At 66.8% G+C, this 15,632-nt stretch carries 15 protein-coding genes; 9 read left to right on the top strand and 6 right to left on the bottom strand.

All coding sequences use genetic code 11. From position 1 onward, the window contains the following. Nucleotides 1-51: 51 nt before the first annotated feature. The 4 genes from I6N89_RS11990 to I6N89_RS11975 all read left to right on the top strand — a co-directional run bounded on the left by I6N89_RS11990 (nucleotide 52) and on the right by I6N89_RS11975 (nucleotide 3,886). Nucleotides 52-1,725, top strand: a complete 1,674-nt coding sequence (locus tag I6N89_RS11990; protein ID WP_207018687.1) for a nitrite/sulfite reductase — start codon at nucleotides 52-54, stop codon at nucleotides 1,723-1,725. 4 nt (nucleotides 1,726-1,729) lie between these two features. After that, entirely contained in the window at nucleotides 1,730-2,545 is an 816-nt protein-coding gene (locus I6N89_RS11985) for a phosphoadenylyl-sulfate reductase (RefSeq protein ID WP_207018686.1), read from the top strand. Next, entirely contained in the window at nucleotides 2,542-2,922 is a 381-nt protein-coding gene (locus tag I6N89_RS11980) for a DUF934 domain-containing protein (protein WP_207018685.1), read from the top strand. The genes I6N89_RS11985 and I6N89_RS11980 overlap by 4 nt, the downstream gene beginning before the upstream one ends. 94 nt (nucleotides 2,923-3,016) lie before the next feature. Then, nucleotides 3,017-3,886, top strand: a complete 870-nt coding sequence (locus I6N89_RS11975; RefSeq protein WP_207018684.1) for a ferredoxin--NADP reductase — start codon at nucleotides 3,017-3,019, stop codon at nucleotides 3,884-3,886. Nucleotides 3,887-3,963: 77 nt separating this feature from the next. Here I6N89_RS11975 and I6N89_RS11970 read toward each other — a convergent pair whose 3' ends face one another. After that, nucleotides 3,964-4,899, bottom strand: coding sequence for a translation initiation factor 3 (locus I6N89_RS11970; RefSeq protein ID WP_207018683.1), 936 nt, complete (start codon nucleotides 4,897-4,899; stop codon nucleotides 3,964-3,966). Nucleotides 4,900-5,104: 205 nt separating this feature from the next. Here I6N89_RS11970 and infC point away from each other — a divergent pair, with 205 nt between their 5' ends. Beyond that, nucleotides 5,105-5,650 carry a translation initiation factor IF-3 gene (gene infC, locus I6N89_RS11965; protein ID WP_419247621.1) on the top strand — a complete coding sequence of 182 codons (546 nt, stop codon included), beginning with the start codon at nucleotides 5,105-5,107 and terminating at the stop codon, nucleotides 5,648-5,650. 145 nt (nucleotides 5,651-5,795) lie between these two features. Here infC and I6N89_RS11960 read toward each other — a convergent pair whose 3' ends face one another. The 4 genes from I6N89_RS11960 to I6N89_RS11945 all read right to left on the bottom strand — a co-directional run bounded on the left by I6N89_RS11960 (nucleotide 5,796) and on the right by I6N89_RS11945 (nucleotide 9,789). After that, the gene (locus I6N89_RS11960) at nucleotides 5,796-6,788 is read right to left on the bottom strand and encodes a molybdopterin-binding protein (protein ID WP_207018681.1); all 993 of its coding nucleotides are present in this window, start codon (nucleotides 6,786-6,788) and stop codon (nucleotides 5,796-5,798) included. Next, a complete protein-coding gene (locus I6N89_RS11955; protein WP_207018680.1) occupies nucleotides 6,785-7,753 on the bottom strand; it encodes an XdhC family protein in 969 nt (322 codons plus the stop codon). The genes I6N89_RS11960 and I6N89_RS11955 overlap by 4 nt, the downstream gene beginning before the upstream one ends. Before the next feature lie 61 nt (nucleotides 7,754-7,814). Beyond that, nucleotides 7,815-9,008 (bottom strand): DegT/DnrJ/EryC1/StrS family aminotransferase, encoded by a 1,194-nt coding sequence (locus I6N89_RS11950; protein ID WP_207018679.1) that lies wholly within the window; start codon nucleotides 9,006-9,008, stop codon nucleotides 7,815-7,817. 118 nt (nucleotides 9,009-9,126) lie between these two features. Further along, the gene (locus tag I6N89_RS11945) at nucleotides 9,127-9,789 is read right to left on the bottom strand and encodes an HAD-IA family hydrolase (RefSeq protein WP_207018678.1); all 663 of its coding nucleotides are present in this window, start codon (nucleotides 9,787-9,789) and stop codon (nucleotides 9,127-9,129) included. A gap of 110 nt (nucleotides 9,790-9,899) precedes the next feature. Here I6N89_RS11945 and glmU point away from each other — a divergent pair, with 110 nt between their 5' ends. From glmU to I6N89_RS11925, 4 genes are all read left to right on the top strand, one after another. Next, nucleotides 9,900-11,249, top strand: a complete 1,350-nt coding sequence (glmU, locus tag I6N89_RS11940) for a bifunctional UDP-N-acetylglucosamine diphosphorylase/glucosamine-1-phosphate N-acetyltransferase GlmU (protein ID WP_207018677.1) — start codon at nucleotides 9,900-9,902, stop codon at nucleotides 11,247-11,249. Between the two features lie 5 nt (nucleotides 11,250-11,254). Continuing rightward, on the top strand, nucleotides 11,255-13,072 hold the full coding sequence (glmS, locus tag I6N89_RS11935) for a glutamine--fructose-6-phosphate transaminase (isomerizing) (protein WP_207018676.1): 1,818 nt from the start codon (nucleotides 11,255-11,257) through the stop codon (nucleotides 13,070-13,072). Nucleotides 13,073-13,189: 117 nt separating this feature from the next. Then, entirely contained in the window at nucleotides 13,190-13,741 is a 552-nt protein-coding gene (locus I6N89_RS11930; protein WP_207018675.1) for a pyridoxamine 5'-phosphate oxidase family protein, read from the top strand. After that, nucleotides 13,738-14,412 (top strand): DNA alkylation repair protein, encoded by a 675-nt coding sequence (locus I6N89_RS11925; protein WP_207018674.1) that lies wholly within the window; start codon nucleotides 13,738-13,740, stop codon nucleotides 14,410-14,412. The genes I6N89_RS11930 and I6N89_RS11925 overlap by 4 nt, the downstream gene beginning before the upstream one ends. A gap of 30 nt (nucleotides 14,413-14,442) precedes the next feature. Here the strand turns inward: I6N89_RS11925 and I6N89_RS11920 are convergent, their stop codons facing one another. Continuing rightward, complete coding sequence (locus tag I6N89_RS11920; protein WP_207018673.1) at nucleotides 14,443-15,549, bottom strand: acetoin utilization protein AcuC; 1,107 nt, start codon at nucleotides 15,547-15,549, stop codon at nucleotides 14,443-14,445. Nucleotides 15,550-15,632 lie beyond the last annotated feature (83 nt).

Below are 15,632 nucleotides of genomic sequence, written 5' to 3'. Positions count from 1 at the left end.
TCGAAAAGATTTGCAAATTCCTTGAAAGGAATTTGCGGGGAGACAGACAAGATGTACCGCTACACAGATTTTGACACAGCCTTCGTTGCCGAGCGCAACCGCCAGTTCCGTCAGCAGGTGGAGCGCCGCATCGCGGGCCATCTCACCGAGGACGAATTCAAGCCGCTGCGCCTGATGAACGGGCTCTATCTCCAGCTGCACGCCTATATGCTGCGCGTCGCCATCCCCTATGGCACGCTCAACAGCGCGCAGATGGATCAGCTCGCCCTGCTGGCGGAGAAATGGGACAAGGGCTACGGCCATTTCACCACCCGCCAGAACATCCAGTACAACTGGCCGAAACTGCGCGACGTGCCCGATATGCTCGATGCGCTGGCCGAGGTCGGCATGCACGCCATCCAGACCTCCGGCAACACGATCCGCAACGTGACCGCCGATCATTTCGCCGGTGCCGCCGCCGACGAGATCGCCGATCCGCGCCCGGTGGCCGAGCTCTTGCGGCAATGGTCGAGCGACCACCCGGAATTCCAGTTCCTGCCGCGCAAGTTCAAGATCGCCGTCACCGGCTCGCCGAATGATCGCGCGGTGATCAAGGCACATGATATCGGCATCCAGGTCGTCGAGCGCGAGGGCCGCATCGGCTACCGCGTGCTGGTCGGCGGCGGGCTTGGCCGCACCCCGATGATCGGCAAGGAGCTGGCGGAATTCGTGCCTCTCTCCGAGCTGCTGCCCTTCGTCGAGGCGACAGTCTCGGTCTGGAACCTGCTCGGCCGGCGCGACAACAAGTACAAGGCGCGCATCAAGATCACTGTGCACGAGCACGGCATCGACGAGATCCGCCGCCTGGTCGAAGACCGTTTCGCCGAGACCAGACAGGCCTTCAACGGTGCCGATCTGGAGCTCTTCGACGAGATCGCCGCGCAGTTCCTGCCGCCGGCCTTCCGCAACGTGCCGACCGACGCCTATGACAGCGCCTATGAGTCCGACCCGGTGTTCCGCGCCTGGGCCGACACCAATCTCTGGGATCACAAGGCGCCGGGCTATGCCATCGCGCAGATCAGCCTCAAGCCGCACGGGCAAACCCCGGGCGACGCCACCGCCGATCAGATGCGCGTGATGGCCGATCTCGCCCGCCGCTTCGGCCATGACGAGCTGCGCATCTCTCACGAGCAGAACGTGGTGCTGCCGCATGTGCACAAATCCGACCTGCCGGAGATCCACAAGATCCTCAAGGCGCACGGTCTCGCCACCGCCAATATCGGGCTGATCTCGGATATCATCGCCTGCCCGGGCATGGATTACTGCGCGCTCGCCACCGCGCGCTCGATCCCCATCGCGCAGGAGATCGCCACCCGTTTCGACGAGCTCAAGATCGAGCACGAGATCGGCGATCTGAAGATCAAGATCTCCGGTTGCATCAATGCCTGCGGCCACCACCATGTGGGCCATATCGGCATTCTCGGACTCGACCGCGCCGGCGTGGAGAACTATCAGATCACCCTGGGCGGCGATGCCACCGAGACCGCCAGCCTCGGCACCCGCACCGGGCCCGGATTCTCGGCGGAAGAGATCGTGCCCGCCATCGAGCGCGTTGTGCAGGCCTATCTGGAGCATCGCGAAAGCCCCGAAGAGCCCTTCCTCGCCGCCTATCGCCGTCTCGGCATGGCGCCGTTCAAGACCGCGCTCTACGGTGAGGAAACCGGCAAGAAGGCAAGGGCGGCCTGAGCGCATGACCTTTCATCTTTCTCCAAATACTCCCGCCGGAGGCGCGCCCGCGCGCAGCGTCGAGGAGTTGCGGGACCTGCGTGGCCGTGTCGATGCGCTGAATGCGCGCTACCGGCATCACGGCGCAGTCTCGGTGCTCGAGGGCGCACTGCGCGACCCCGAGGCCGGGCAGATCGCGCTGGTCTCCTCGTTCGGGGCTGAATCGGTGGTGCTTCTGCACCTGGTGGCGATGGTCGAGCGCAAGACGCCGGTGCTGTTCATCGACACCCGGCTGCTCTTCCCCGAGACGCTGGCCTATCAGCAGGAGGTGGCCGAGCGGCTGCACCTTCAGGACCTGCGCGTGCTGCGCACCGACGAGGCGCTGCTGCGCGAGCGCGACCCGAGCGACGATCTGCGCCAGACCAGCACAGATGCCTGCTGCGCCCTGCGCAAGACCGTACCGCTTGAAAAGGCGCTTCAGGGCTTCGACGGCTGGATCACCGGGCGCAAGCGCTTTCAGTCGGCCACCCGCGCGGCGCTGGAATTCTTCGAGCTCGAAGAGGAAACCGGCCGCATCAAGGTCAATCCGCTGGCGCATTGGGCGCCCGAGGATGTGCGCGCCTATATGGACGAGAACCGCCTGCCCCGGCATCCGCTGGTGGCCAGGGGCTACCCGTCGATCGGCTGCGCCCCCTGCACCTCGCCGGTGGCCGAGGGCGAAGACCCGCGCGCCGGACGCTGGCGCGGCGAGGAGAAACAGGAATGCGGGATCCATTTCGTCAATGGCCGCATGGTGCGGCCCGGCGAGGATGCCGGAGAAACCAAAGGACCGAGCACATGAGCGTTATCGTGAGTGATGCGGGCTTCGGCCCGGACGACTGGAATGATGATCGGGAGGGCGCCACGCTCGACCTGACCTCCGACACCGATCCGGCAGCGCTGGAGATCGCCCCGGGCGTCGAGATGATCCGCATCGACTTCCCGAGCTTCGCCGACGGGCGCGGCTTTACCCTGGCACGGCTGCTGCGGCTGCGCGGCTATACCGGACGACTGCGCGCGCGCGGCCACGTGATCGCCGACCAGTACGCCATGGCGCGCCGCGCCGGGTTCGACGATGTCGAGATCTCCGACGAGCTGGCCGCGCGACAGCCCGAAGCGGACTGGCAGTTCCGATCAAATTGGCGGCAACACGACTATCAGAGCCGTCTGCGCGGTTAAGTCGCCTTTCAAAATCATGTAATACACCCTAGAAAAGGACTCGGGTTTCGTTTGCATGCGAATGATACGCATGCAAGCGCCCGAGACATCAGCCATGACCGAGATGACGCCCGTGACCGACACCAACGCCAACGCCGCCAATGCCGAAGCGCCGAAAAAGATGGTGCTGCCCGATGCCCAGACCGTGACCGCGGTCAAGCACTGGACCGACCGCCTGTTCTCGTTCCGCGTGACGCGCCCCGCGTCGCTGCGCTTTCGCTCGGGCGAATTCGTGATGATCGGCCTGATGGGCGATCCGCACCCCGAGACCGGCAAGCAGAAACCGCTGCTGCGCGCCTATTCCATCGCCTCGCCCTCCTGGGACGAAGAGCTGGAATTCTACTCGATCAAGGTGCAGGACGGCCCGCTGACCTCCAAGCTCCAGCACATCAAGGTGGGCGACCAGATCATCCTGCGGCCCAAGCCCGTCGGCACGCTGGTGCATGACGCGCTGCTGCCCGGCAAGCGCCTGTGGTTCTTTGCCACCGGCACCGGTTTCGCCCCCTTCGCCTCGCTGCTGCGCGAGCCGCAGACCTATGAGGATTACGACGAGGTCATCATCACCCATACCTGCCGTGAGGCGGGCGAGCTGCAATACGGCGCCGAGCTGATCGAAAGCCTGAAGACCGACGAGCTGCTGAACGAGGTCATCGGCGAAGGCTTCTGGAAGAAGATCAAATACTACCCGACCACCACCCGCGAAGAGAGCGCCAAGATGGGCCGCATCACCGACCTGATGCGCTCGGGCGAGGCCTTTGCCGATCTCGGCGTCGAGCCGATCAACCCCGAGACCGATCGCGCAATGATCTGCGGCAACCTCGCCTTCAACCTCGAACTGAAGGAGATGCTTGAGGATTACGGGCTGGAGGAAGGCGCCAATTCCGATCCCAAGCAATATGTGGTGGAAAAGGCATTTCTCGACTGATCGACAGCCACCGCCGCAAACGAAAAACGCCGCGCAATCCCTTGCGCGGCGTTTCTCGTTCTACGCGGCAGGGCCTCTTACATGCCCAGCTGCTCGCGCAGCTTCTCAAGAGTGGCTTCGAGCAATGCGGGATTGTCGCGCACCCGCTCCAGCGTGGTCTTGGTGGTGGCCTTCACAACCGGGCTTAGGTCGGAGTTGTCCACATACTCGATGACACGATCGTAATCGAACCCGTCGACCGTGAGCATTTCAGGAGCATCGGCCGCGCTCTCTTCGGTCGCAGCGGTTGCTGCTGCATCGCCGGCTTCGGTGGCACTCTCGGTGGCCTCGGCGGCGCTGTTAGCCGCGCTTTCGGTCGCGTCAGCGGCATCTTCGACCACGGTCTCGGTCGCGCTTTCAGTCGCGTCGGCGGCATCCTCGACCACGGTCTCGGTTGCGCTTTCGGCGCTCTCCGCCGCATCCTCGGCCATCTCGGCAGCGCCTTCGGCGGTTTCGGCAGCGGTGTCGGTGGCGGCATCCGCGGCGTTCTCCGCCGCCGTTTCCGCGCTGTCGGCAGCGTCTTCCGCAGCGTCCATCGCGTCGGCGGCGGCCTCTGCGGCCTCTTCGGTCGCGGTGTCCTCGGCGCCGGTGATGCTCTCGATCATATCCTCAGCGGCTTCGTTGACGGCATCGACCGCATCACCTGCGGTGTTCGCTGCGGCTTCGCCTGCCTCTTCGGCCGCATTGGCGGCATCCTCGACGGCCTCGCGCACAGCGTCCGCAGCCTCATTCGCAGCGGCCTCGGCATCCGCAGCCGCGTCGGCAGCAGTCTCGGCGGCAGCGTCAGCCGCCTCTTCGGCAGTCTCAGTGGCGCTCTCTACGGCATCCGACGCCTCTTCGACGGCGGTCTCGGTCTCTTCCACCGGCGCTGCTTCGGTTTCGCTCATGTCCTCTCCGGACGGCACGCCTTTCAGCGTCCAGGCGATCCCGCCCAGAACAACCAGCGCGATGAGAACGAGAATCAGTTTCTTCATATTGACTTGCCCCTCTTCGGTTTGAACGGCAGCGGGTCAAAGTCCCGTTCCTGCCATTGAGTTTCGGGATGTGCCTTGCGGTTGGATGGAGTACAAGGGGAACGCACATGCCATAGGCGTGGTTCCGCGGATTTGGCGCTTGAATCACTGCCGGGCCAAGCTTATTTTGCGCCTCCAAAGTGTTCACGGAAAAAGGACCGATACCATAGCCCGCAGACCTCACAACGCGCCCCCCACGCGCGACACCGGCCCCCGCGTCAACGACCGTATCCGGGCCCCTGAAATCCGCCTGATCGGCGCCGAGGGCGAAAACCTGGGCGTTCAGTCGCCGCGTCGTGCGATCGAACTGGCAGAGCAGGCGGGGCTGGATCTTGTCGAGATTTCGCCGAACGCCAATCCGCCGGTTTGTAAGATCATGGATTTCGGCAAGTACAAGTACGAACAGCAAAAGCGGGAATCCGAAGCCCGCAAGAAGCAGAAGATCATCGAGGTCAAAGAGGTCAAGTTCCGTCCCGGCACTGACACGCATGACTACGATGTGAAAATGCGCAATGTACTGAAATTCCTTGAGAAAGGCGACAAGGTCAAGATCACGCTGCGGTTCCGCGGGCGCGAGATGGCGCACCAGAACCTGGGCCGGGAGCTGCTGGAGCGTGTGGCCGAAGACGTCAAGGAACTGGGCAAGGTCGAGAACATGCCCAAGATGGAAGGCCGCCAGATGATCATGATGATCGGACCGCTCGCCAAATAAGCGCCGAGCCCCTGGCAAAGGAACGACCCGCCGCATCGCCGGCGGGTTTTCTTTTTGCCGAACGACCGTCGTCGCCCCGGGCGCGACGCGAGCCGCCGCCGCCCGGCAGTTCCCCCGCGCGGCCACCTGCCCTCTGCACGGGGAATCAGCCTTCGCGCGGACGCGGACGCGAGGGCGGTTCCTTGAGCAGACCGCCCACCCCCATGCCCATGATGTCGCGCGAGGTCACCTCGACGCCGCAGAGAATGCGCTCCAGCACCCAGTCGGCACCGTTCAGCGCCGGCGAGCGCGCGCATCCCGGCAGGCCGATCACCGGCTTGCCGCCGATCTCGCCGAAAAACAGCAGGTTGCCCGGATCCACCGGCATGCCGAAATGGGTGACGGTCCCGCCCGCCGCGCGCAGCGCTTCGGGTGCGGTGTCGTGCAGATCCGAGGTCGCCGAGCCGGTCAGGATCAGCACCACCTCCGCCGGAGAGGCGGCGATCGCCGCCGCCAGCGCGGCGGTGTCATGCGGCACCTGCGCGCCCGCGACCGGCGCGACCCCCATCCGCGTCAGCCGCGCCTCGACCGACCGCCGGCCCTTGTCGGGATGCGGCTTGCCGCCGATCACCGTCTCGATGAGCTGCGCCGAGCCGTAGCACACGGGGCGCAGACGCAGCGCGCCGGGCGCGGCCTCGCAAGCCGCCTCCAAGGCCGCGCCGGGCACCGCATAGGAGATGATCTTGATCGTCGCCACCATGCCGCGCGAGGGCAGCCGCGCCCAGGGCCGCAGCGTCGCGACGGTGATCATCGGATGTATCGCATTCACCGCGTAGATGCGGCCTGCGTCGATCTCGATCACTCCGATGCGCGCGCTGAAAAGGTTCACCCGCCCGGTCGCCGCCTTGCCGAGCCGCAGCCCCGCCGCTTCCGGATCGGGCACCAGTGCCCGCGCCAACCGCGCGGCGGCGTCGTCTTCGCCCACATCGCCAGGCGCCAGCCGCGCCACCACCAGCTCGCGCAGCCCCGCCGCCTCGATCCGCGCCAGATCCTCCGCCGCGATCACCCTGCCCTTGCGCAGCCGCCCGTCCGGAAGCTCGACGGAATGCGCCAGCACGCCGCCGACCGCATCGGCCAGGGGAACGGGGCCGAATTTCATGCGCCCTTCCTCAGCACCCGGGTCATCTCGGCAAGGATCGACACGGCGATCTCCGAGGGGCCCGAGGCGCCGATATCGAGCCCCACCGGCCCGTGGATGCGCGCGATCTCTGCCTCGGAGAACCCGGCCTCCGTCAGCCGCGCCACGCGCTTGGCATGGGTGCGGGTGGAGCCGAGCGCGCCGATATAGAAGCAGTCCGAGCGCAGCGCCAGCTCCAGCGCCGGATCGTCGAGCTTGGGGTCGTGGGTCAGCAGCACCAGCGCGGTGCGCCCGTCGAGCCCGAGCTTTTCCACCGCCTCGTCGGGCCAGTCGTTGAGCAGCGTCTCGCCGGGAAAGCGGGAGTCTGCGCCGAAGGTCTCGCGCGGGTCGACAATGGCGGGGTCGTAGCCGGCGATCTTGGCCATCGGCACCAGCGCCTGGGCGATATGCACCGCCCCCACCACGATCAGCCGGAGCGGCGGGTTGTGGATGGCGACGAATGTCCGGCTCTCCTCTTCGAACCCTGAGCGATCCATGCGAAAGCGCGTCTCGTGGCCGGTGCTGTCGAGCCGCCGCGCACCGCTGTCGAGATCGACCACATAGGCCACCGCCCGCCGCGCCGCGCGCTCGGCGCAGAGCCCGGCCAGCAGCGCCTCGGGCAGCACCTTACCCACCGGCTCGACCAGCACGCGGATGGTGCCACCGCAGGCCAGCCCCACGGCAAAGGCATCCTGATCGGAGACGCCGAATTCCAGCTCGCGCGCGGCGCCCTCTTCCAGCGCCTCCAGCGCCTCGACGATCACCGCGCCCTCGACGCAGCCGCCGGAGACCGAGCCCTCGATCTCGCCCGCGCCCGAGACGACAAGCTGCGCGCCGACGCGGCGGGGCGCCGAGCCCCAGGTCTCGATCACCGTTGCCAGAACCGCGCCCCTGCCGTCGCGATGCCAGGCGAGCGCGGTCTCGGGAATTGTGTTGACTGTGGTCATGACCGGTCCTCCCACCGATATCTCCGGCGCGCAGCGCGCCGCTGTTCTGTAGCCCGACGCCTCAGCCGCGCTGAAACACCGCCGAGACCTCGGCGCGGATGATCCGGGCGATCTGGGCGCAATCCTCGGGACTGAAGGTCAGTGGCAGGCGCATGTCAACGATCCCGGCCAGCACCCGGTCGGTCGCCGGCAGCGCCTCGGTCTCGGCATAGCGCCAGGAATCGTAGCGTGAGGTAAAGGCCACGGGCTCGGCCCCGCCGAACCATTTCAGCTCCACCCCGCGCGCGGCACAGCGCGCCAGCACCTCCTGAAGCGCCTCAGGCGCCCAGTCGAGCAGCAGGACCTGGATGGAGGAGCCGACATAGGTCTCGCGCGGATCACGCGCGATGAGAGTCAGCCCGGGCACGCCGCGCAGCCCCTCCTCGACCACGCGATAACGCGCGTTCCAGCGCGCCACCTGCTCGTCGAGCGTGCGAAGCTGTGGCCGCAGGATCGCGGCGCGCAGATTGTCCATGCGACCCGAAACGTTGGGCGTGTGGTATTTCACCCGCTCGAACACCTCCGGCCCCGGCGCAGCAAGATGCCGCTCATACAGCATGTAGGAGCCCGAGAGGATCACCGCCCGCGCGGCGATCTCCTCGTCATCGGTGACGAGAAAGCCGCCCTCGCCGGAATTCATGTGCTTGTAGGTCTGGGTCGAATAGCAGCCCACCGCGCCGTGCCGCCCGGAGGGCACGCCGTCCCAGGCGGCGCCCATGGTGTGGGCGCAATCCTCGATCACCGTGACGCCAGCCTCGTCGCACATCGCCATCAGCCGGCCCATGTCGCAGACATGGCCGCGCATATGGCTGAGCATCAGCACCCGGGCGCGATCGAGCTTGGCCGCCAGATCGCCGAGGTCGATCACCAGATCCTCTGTCACGCCGACAAAGACCGGCTCGGCGCCGACCGAGGCAATGGCCCCGGGCACCGGCGCCAGGGTAAAAGCGTTGGTCAGCACCCGGTCGCCGGGCTGCACACCCACCGCACGCAGCGCGCATCCCAGCGCATAGCCGCCCGACGCCACCGCCAGCGCAAAGCGCGCGCCGGTCATCGCGGCGAATTCCTGCTCCAGCAGCGCGGTCTCGGAAAGCTCGCCCGGGGCAACGTTGTAGCGATGCAGCCGCCCGTGGCGCAAAACCGAAAGCGCCGCCGCGATGCCCTCTTCGGGGATCGGCTCCTGCTGGGTGAAACTGCCGGTAAAGCGCTCTTCCATGCGTCTTACATGCGCCCGCGCGGCGCCCGCGTCAATCCGCGCCGCGCCGGAGATTTTTCGTACGAAAAATCTTGCCGCCCCGGCGGCGAAAATCTTTCCTCCGAAAGATTTTCCGGCCTTACCCCGTCAGCCGCGCCAACTCGGCCCCAAGTTCGTCGAAATGCCCGATCACCCCCTCGGGGGTCAGCGCCCGCACCGCCTCGCCATCGGGGCCGAACGTCACCAGGATGCAGGGCACGCCCGCCGCGGCGGCGGTCTTGCGGTCGGTTTCGGTATCGCCGATGAGGCAGCTTTGCGCCAGCACCCCGCCCAGACGCCGGACCGTCTCGGCCAGCGGCGCCGGATCCGGCTTGCGTACCGGTAGCGTATCCGCCCCGATCAGCGCGCCGAAAAGATCGCGCACCCCCAGCCGGCGCAGCAACGTCTCGGCCAGCGCCTCGGGCTTGTTGGTACAGATGCCCACCGGCACATTCGCCGCGCGCAGCGCCTCCACCGCCGCCACCGCGCCGGGATAAAGCACCGTGTGCGTGTCGATCGCATCGCCATAAGCGTCGAGCAGTTCCGGATACCAGCGCTCCACCAGCGCCTCGTCCGGCGTGCCCGCGCGCTCCAGCCCCAGCCGCAGCATGGCGCGACCGCCGCGAAACGCCGTCGAGGCATCGGCAACCGGATCGAGCCGCACCGACCCGCCCATGCGCTCGAAGCACCGGTTCGCGGCGGCGATCAGGTCGCCGCTGGTATCCGCCAGCGTTCCGTCGAGATCGAAGATCACCGTCCGCATGTGCCGCCCTTTCCTGTCACACGCCGAAATCCAACGTGATACGCACCATCTTGCCCCTGTTCCCTGACCCGATAAAACGGGCTCAGGCAGAACACAAACGAGAAACCGGCATGAGCATCGCCCTGATCATCCTTGCCGCGGGCAAGGGCACCCGCATGGAGTCCGACCGTCCCAAGGTGCTGCACCGCATCGCACATGCGCCGATGCTCTGGCACGCCATGCGCGCCGGCCAGACGCTTGAGCCCGCCCGCACCATCGTGGTCGCGGGCCATGAGGCAGAACAGGTGGCCAAGGCCGCGCATGATTACGACCCCGAAGCGCGGGTGGTGATCCAGGAAGAGCAGCTCGGCACCGCCCATGCGGTGGCGCAGGCCGCGCCGGAGCTCGACGGCTTTGAGGGCGACGCCATTGTGCTTTACGGCGACACGCCCTTTATCGGGCAGGACACGCTCGAGGCCATGGCCCGCGCCCGTACCAGTCACGACGTTGTGGTGCTGGGCTTCGAGGCCGCCGATCCGGGTCGCTACGGGCGGCTGGTGACCGAGGGCGACGCGCTGACCCGCATCGTGGAATTCAAGGACGCCACGGATGAGGAACGCGCCATAAAACTTTGTAATTCCGGCGTTGTCTCTGCCGATGCGCAAACGCTCATGGAGCTGGTCGCCGCAGTGACGAACGACAACGCCGCCGGCGAATATTACCTCCCCGACATCGTCACCATCGCCCGCGCGCGCGGGTTCTCCGCCGGCGTCGTGCATTGCGCCGAGGCCGAAACGCTCGGGGTCAACTCCCGCGCCGAACTGGCCAGCGCCGAGACGGCGTTCCAGCAAGGCCTCCGCGCCCGGCTCATGGCGGACGGCGTGGCGTTGCAGGCGCCCGACACGGTGTTTTTTGCCTGGGACACCGCCATCGGTCGCGATGCGGAAATCGAGCCCAATGTGATCTTCGGCCCCGGCGTCACGGTGGAATCCGGTGCGCACATTCGCGGCTTTTCCCATCTAGAAGGCTGCCATGTCAGCCGCGGCGCTGTGGTCGGCCCCTTCGCCCGGCTGCGCCCGGGCGCCGAGCTTGCCGAAGACAGCCATGTGGGCAATTTCGTCGAGATCAAGAACGCCTATCTCGGCGAGGGCGTGAAAGCCAACCACCTGACCTATCTCGGCGATGCCGATATCGGAGACGGCAGCAATATCGGCGCCGGCACCATCACCTGCAATTACGACGGCGTGTTCAAGCACCGCACCACCATCGGCAAGGGCGCCTTCATCGGCTCCGACACGATGCTGGTGGCCCCGGTCACCGTGGGCGACGGCGCCATGACCGGCTCGGGCTCGGTCATCACCGAGGACGTGGCGCCGGGCGCACTGGCGCTGGGGCGTGCGAAACAGGTGATGAAACCCGGCTTCGCAACCCGGCTCTTCGACATGCTGCGCGCCAAAAAAGCAAAACAGACCAAGGGGTAACGGATATGTGTGGAATTGTCGGCGTTCTGGGGTCGCACGAAGTCGCCCCCATGCTGGTCGAGGCCCTGCGGCGGCTGGAATATCGCGGTTACGACAGCGCGGGCATCGCCACGGTGAACGACGGTCGGCTCGACCGGCGCCGCGCGGTCGGCAAGCTTGTCAACCTTTCCGACCTGCTGGTGCACGAGCCGCTGGCGGGCAAATCCGGCATTGGCCAGACCCGCTGGGCCACCCATGGCGCGCCCTCCACCCGCAACGCCCACCCGCATCGCTGCGGACCTGTGGCGGTGGTCCATAACGGCATCATCGAGAATTTCCGCGAGCTGCGCGAAGAGCTTGGCGAGTACGGTCTCCTGCCCGAGACCGACACCGATACCGAGCCGGTCGCGATGCTGACCCGGCACTATCTCGACACCGGGCTGAGCCCCGCCGAGGCAGCGGCGAAAACCGTGTCGCGGCTGGAGGGCGCCTTTGCGCTGGCATTTCTCTTCGACGGCGAGGACGACCTGATCATTGGCGCCCGCAAAGGGGCCCCGCTGGCCATCGGCCATGGCGAGGGCGAGATGTTCGTGGGCTCGGATGCCATCGCGCTGGCGCCGCTCACCGACACGATCACCTATCTCGAAGACGGCGACTGGGCGGTTGTGACCCGCAAGGGCGCGCAGATCTTCGACATGGAGAACCGTCTTGTGAACCGCGAAGCCCGCAAGATCCGCATGGATGCGGCGCGGGTCGATAAGGCCGGGTTCAAGCATTTCATGGCCAAGGAGATCGCCGAGCAACCCAGCGTGCTGGCGGATGCGCTTGGGGCCTACCTCGACGGGGAGAGCATCAATATACCCTCGGAAGATATTGATTTTACGAAGATTGACCGGCTGACGCTTGTGGCCTGCGGGACCGCGTACTACGCCTGTCTCACGGCGAAATACTGGTTCGAGCGGCTGGCGCATCTGCCGGTGGAGGTCGATATCGCCTCGGAATTCCGCTATCGCGAGCCCCCCGTGCTGCCGGGCACCGTGGCGCTCTTCGTCTCGCAATCGGGCGAGACCGCCGACACGCTGGCCGCCCTGCGCTATTGCAAGGAAAAAGCCGACAAGATCGTCTCCGTGGTCAATGTGGAGACCAGCTCCATCGCCCGCGAAAGCGATCTGGCGCTGCCGATCCATGCCGGTGTCGAGGTTGGCGTCGCCTCCACCAAAGCCTTCACATGCCAGCTCAACGTATTGCTTTTACTGGCAGTCAAGGCGGCCGTCGCGCGCGGCATCATGCCCGTGTCCGACACCGCCGCGCTGCTCTCCGAACTGCGCGCGCTGCCGGGGCTCTTCAACGCGGCGCTCGACCGCGACGCGACCATCGAAAAGGCCGCCAAACAGATCTCCGAGGCGCGCGACGTGCTGTTCCTTGGGCGCGGGCTGATGTATCCGCTCGCTCTGGAAGGTGCGCTTAAACTTAAGGAAATCAGTTATATACATGCAGAAGCTTATGCGTCAGGAGAGCTGAAGCACGGCCCCATCGCGCTGATCGACAAGAGCGTGCCGGTGATCGTGATGGCGCCGCATGACTCGCTGTTCGACAAGACCGTCTCGAACATGCAGGAGGTCATGGCGCGCGGCGGCAAGGTCTGCCTGATCACCGACGCGGCGGGCGCGGCCCAGGCCGGCGAAGGCGTCTGGCAGGTGATCACCCTGCCGGCGGTGGACGAGCGCCTGTCACCGCTGCTCTACGCGCTGCCAGCGCAGCTTCTGGCCTATCACGCAGCGGTGGCGAAGGGCACCGATGTGGACCAGCCGCGCAACCTGGCGAAGTCGGTGACGGTGGAATAATCCGACCCGACACAGCCTGCCCGGCCCCGCGCCCGGCAGCACGGTCGCGGTGAGTATTTGCGGAAAGATGAAAGACGGGCATAGTCTGCGGCGCGGCATGTCTTTCGGAGGTTTGGTATGGCAAAGCAGTTCGACGCGCTGAGCGAGGATCACATCGCCTTTATCGAGGCGCAGCACATGTTCTTCGTGGGCTCCGCCGCGCCCTCGGGCCGGGTGAATGTCAGCCCCAAGGGCATGGACACGCTGCGGGTGCTGGGGCCGAACCGGATCGCCTTTCTGAACCTCACCGGCTCGGGCAACGAGACGGCGGGGCATCTGTTGCAGGATCCCAGGATCACGCTGATGTGGTGCGGTTTCGAAAAGCGCCCGCTGATCCTGCGCGCCTATGGCACGGCGCGGATGATCCAGCACAGCGATCCCGGCTGGGGCGAGATGCTGGACCTCTTTCCCGACCTGCCCGGCGCGCGGCAGATCTGCGAGATCGCGGTGGAGCTGGTGCAGAATTCCTGCGGCTATGCGGTGCCCTACATGGAATTCGCCGGCGAGCGCGACACATTGCGCCGCTGGGCCGAGACCAAGGGATATGACGGGCTGCGCGCTTACTGGGCGGAGAAGAACGCGGCAACGCTCGACGGTGCCCCCACCGGGATCGAGGCCGACGCCACATGACACCGGACGACGCGCTGACCGAGATCGCGGCGGGGGCGATCCCCGGCAAGGCCGAGGAGATGCGCGCCTATCACAAGATCGACCGGCGCTATCTCGGCGTGCCGAACCCGGTGCTGAACGATCTCACCCGCGCCTGGCGGCAGAACCTGGACGTGCCGGCGCGCGTGGCGCTGGCGGACGGGCTCTGGCAGACCGATATCTACGAGGCGCGGCTGGCGGCGGCCAAGCTGCTGACACAGGCAAGGATCCGTCCTGACGAGGATGTCTGGGCGCTGATCCGGAGCTGGGTGCCAAGCTTTGACAGCTGGGCCATCGCCGATCACGCCTGTCAGGCCGGGCAGCGGCGGCTGACGGCGGATCGCAGCCGGGTCGCCGGGATCGAGAGCTGGACCCAGAGTCCGCTGATGTGGACGCGCCGGGCGGCGCTGGTGATCACCCTGCCATGGGCGCGCATGAACCACCCGACCGAGGCGGATCTGGCGATCCGCGACCGGGTGCTGGGCTGGGCGGCGGGCTATGTGCCGGACCGCGACTGGTTCATCCAGAAGGCGGTGGCCTGGTGGCTCCGCGATCTGTCGAAACACGATGTGGCGCGCGCCCGGGCCTTTCTCGAGACCCATGGACCGCGCATGAAACCTTTCGCGCTTCGGGAAGCCTCGAAATATCTCTGAGCGGTATTTCGGGGTTTCCCGAAATGGGGATCAGAGCCGCTGGCGCAGATGAGTAACGCCCGCGCGGATCTCGTCGCGGATCGGGCCGTCGCGCGGTGCGTCGCGCAGGGTGGCGAGCAGCTCCGGCGCCGGACGTCCCTTGCGCGCCCAGCTGAGCCCGCGCATGTGCGTCCGGGCGGCTTCGGGCAGATCTTCAGGCAGATCCTGTCCCGAGAGCGTCGCCCAGACCCCGGCCCAGCAGCGCGCCACCGACCACGGGTTGTAACCGCCGCCACCCGAGACGATCAGGCGCGGCGCCAGTGCGAAGAGCGCCGATACCGCGCGGAAATGGCTGTTGTTGGAGAGCGTCAGCCGCGACAGCGGGTCTTCGGTGAGCGCGTCGGCGCCGCATTGCAGGAACACGGCGTCGGGCGCGAACCCTTCGACGGCGGGCAGGATCAACTCTTCCAGCGCGTAGGCGAACTCGCTGTCGTTGAAACCGCGCGGCACCGGCAGGTTGAAAGCCGCGCCGCCGCCGGTATCGGCAAGCGCGCCGGTGAAGGGCCAGCGCCGGTCCTCGTGCAGAGAGATTACCCGCACCCGCGAGGAGCCGTGAAAGGCGATCTCCACCCCGTCGCCGTGATGGGCGTCGATATCCACATAGACGACGCGGCGGGCGCCGAGCCGCAGCAGGTGCTGGATGGTCAGCACCGGCTCGTTGAGAAAGCAGAACCCGGCGGCGCGGTCGGCCAGGGCGTGATGGGTGCCGCCGCCGGAATTATAGACCGCGCGGACCTGCCCCGACATCACCAGCTCGGCAGCGAGCAGCCCGCCGCCCACGGCGGTGGCCGGGCGGCGGTACATCTCGGGAAAGACCGGGTTCGACAGTGTGCCGAGCCCGTGGCGCTCGCGGATCGCGTCGCTGACAGCGCCCGAAGCCTCCGCCGCCTGAAGCGCCGCGACATAGGCCGGGCTGTGAAAGCTCGTGAGCGCGGCGGGGCGCGCGCGCGGGCTGGTGCGGTAGAGCCGTGACGGCAGCCAGCCCAGCAGGCGGGCGAGATCGGTCGCCGCCGGCACCCGTTCGATGGAGAGCGGATGGCGGGCGCCGTAGCGCGAGCCGCGATAGATCTCGGAACCGATGAAAAGCGCGCGTTGCATGGGGCTTATCTAGGGCGGATCGGCACCGGCGGAAAGCGCAACACAGGTGCTGCGGAAAACGCCCGGCGCCCGTTGCACATCCC

Source organism: Salipiger abyssi, assembly GCF_017311415.1.
GTDB lineage: Bacteria > Pseudomonadota > Alphaproteobacteria > Rhodobacterales > Rhodobacteraceae > Salipiger > Salipiger abyssi_A.
The sequence above is the reverse complement of the archived record's forward strand: the minus strand, read 5'-3'. Positions and strand labels throughout refer to the sequence as shown.

What these genes read in the sequence shown, in the direction of transcription:
- I6N89_RS11990 (WP_207018687.1), top strand. Translation starts at nt 52, where the DNA reads ATGTACCGCTACACAGATTTTGACACAGCCTTCGTTGCCGAGCGCAAC.
- I6N89_RS11985 (WP_207018686.1), top strand. Translation starts at nt 1,730, where the DNA reads ATGACCTTTCATCTTTCTCCAAATACTCCCGCCGGAGGCGCGCCCGCG.
- I6N89_RS11980 (WP_207018685.1), top strand. Translation starts at nt 2,542, where the DNA reads ATGAGCGTTATCGTGAGTGATGCGGGCTTCGGCCCGGACGACTGGAAT.
- I6N89_RS11975 (WP_207018684.1), top strand. Translation starts at nt 3,017, where the DNA reads ATGACCGAGATGACGCCCGTGACCGACACCAACGCCAACGCCGCCAAT.
- I6N89_RS11970 (WP_207018683.1), bottom strand. Translation starts at nt 4,899, where the DNA reads ATGAAGAAACTGATTCTCGTTCTCATCGCGCTGGTTGTTCTGGGCGGG.
- I6N89_RS11960 (WP_207018681.1), bottom strand. Translation starts at nt 6,788, where the DNA reads ATGAAATTCGGCCCCGTTCCCCTGGCCGATGCGGTCGGCGGCGTGCTG.
- I6N89_RS11955 (WP_207018680.1), bottom strand. Translation starts at nt 7,753, where the DNA reads ATGACCACAGTCAACACAATTCCCGAGACCGCGCTCGCCTGGCATCGC.
- I6N89_RS11950 (WP_207018679.1), bottom strand. Translation starts at nt 9,008, where the DNA reads ATGGAAGAGCGCTTTACCGGCAGTTTCACCCAGCAGGAGCCGATCCCC.
- I6N89_RS11945 (WP_207018678.1), bottom strand. Translation starts at nt 9,789, where the DNA reads ATGCGGACGGTGATCTTCGATCTCGACGGAACGCTGGCGGATACCAGC.
- glmU (WP_207018677.1), top strand. Translation starts at nt 9,900, where the DNA reads ATGAGCATCGCCCTGATCATCCTTGCCGCGGGCAAGGGCACCCGCATG.
- glmS (WP_207018676.1), top strand. Translation starts at nt 11,255, where the DNA reads ATGTGTGGAATTGTCGGCGTTCTGGGGTCGCACGAAGTCGCCCCCATG.
- I6N89_RS11930 (WP_207018675.1), top strand. Translation starts at nt 13,190, where the DNA reads ATGGCAAAGCAGTTCGACGCGCTGAGCGAGGATCACATCGCCTTTATC.
- I6N89_RS11925 (WP_207018674.1), top strand. Translation starts at nt 13,738, where the DNA reads ATGACACCGGACGACGCGCTGACCGAGATCGCGGCGGGGGCGATCCCC.
- I6N89_RS11920 (WP_207018673.1), bottom strand. Translation starts at nt 15,549, where the DNA reads ATGCAACGCGCGCTTTTCATCGGTTCCGAGATCTATCGCGGCTCGCGC.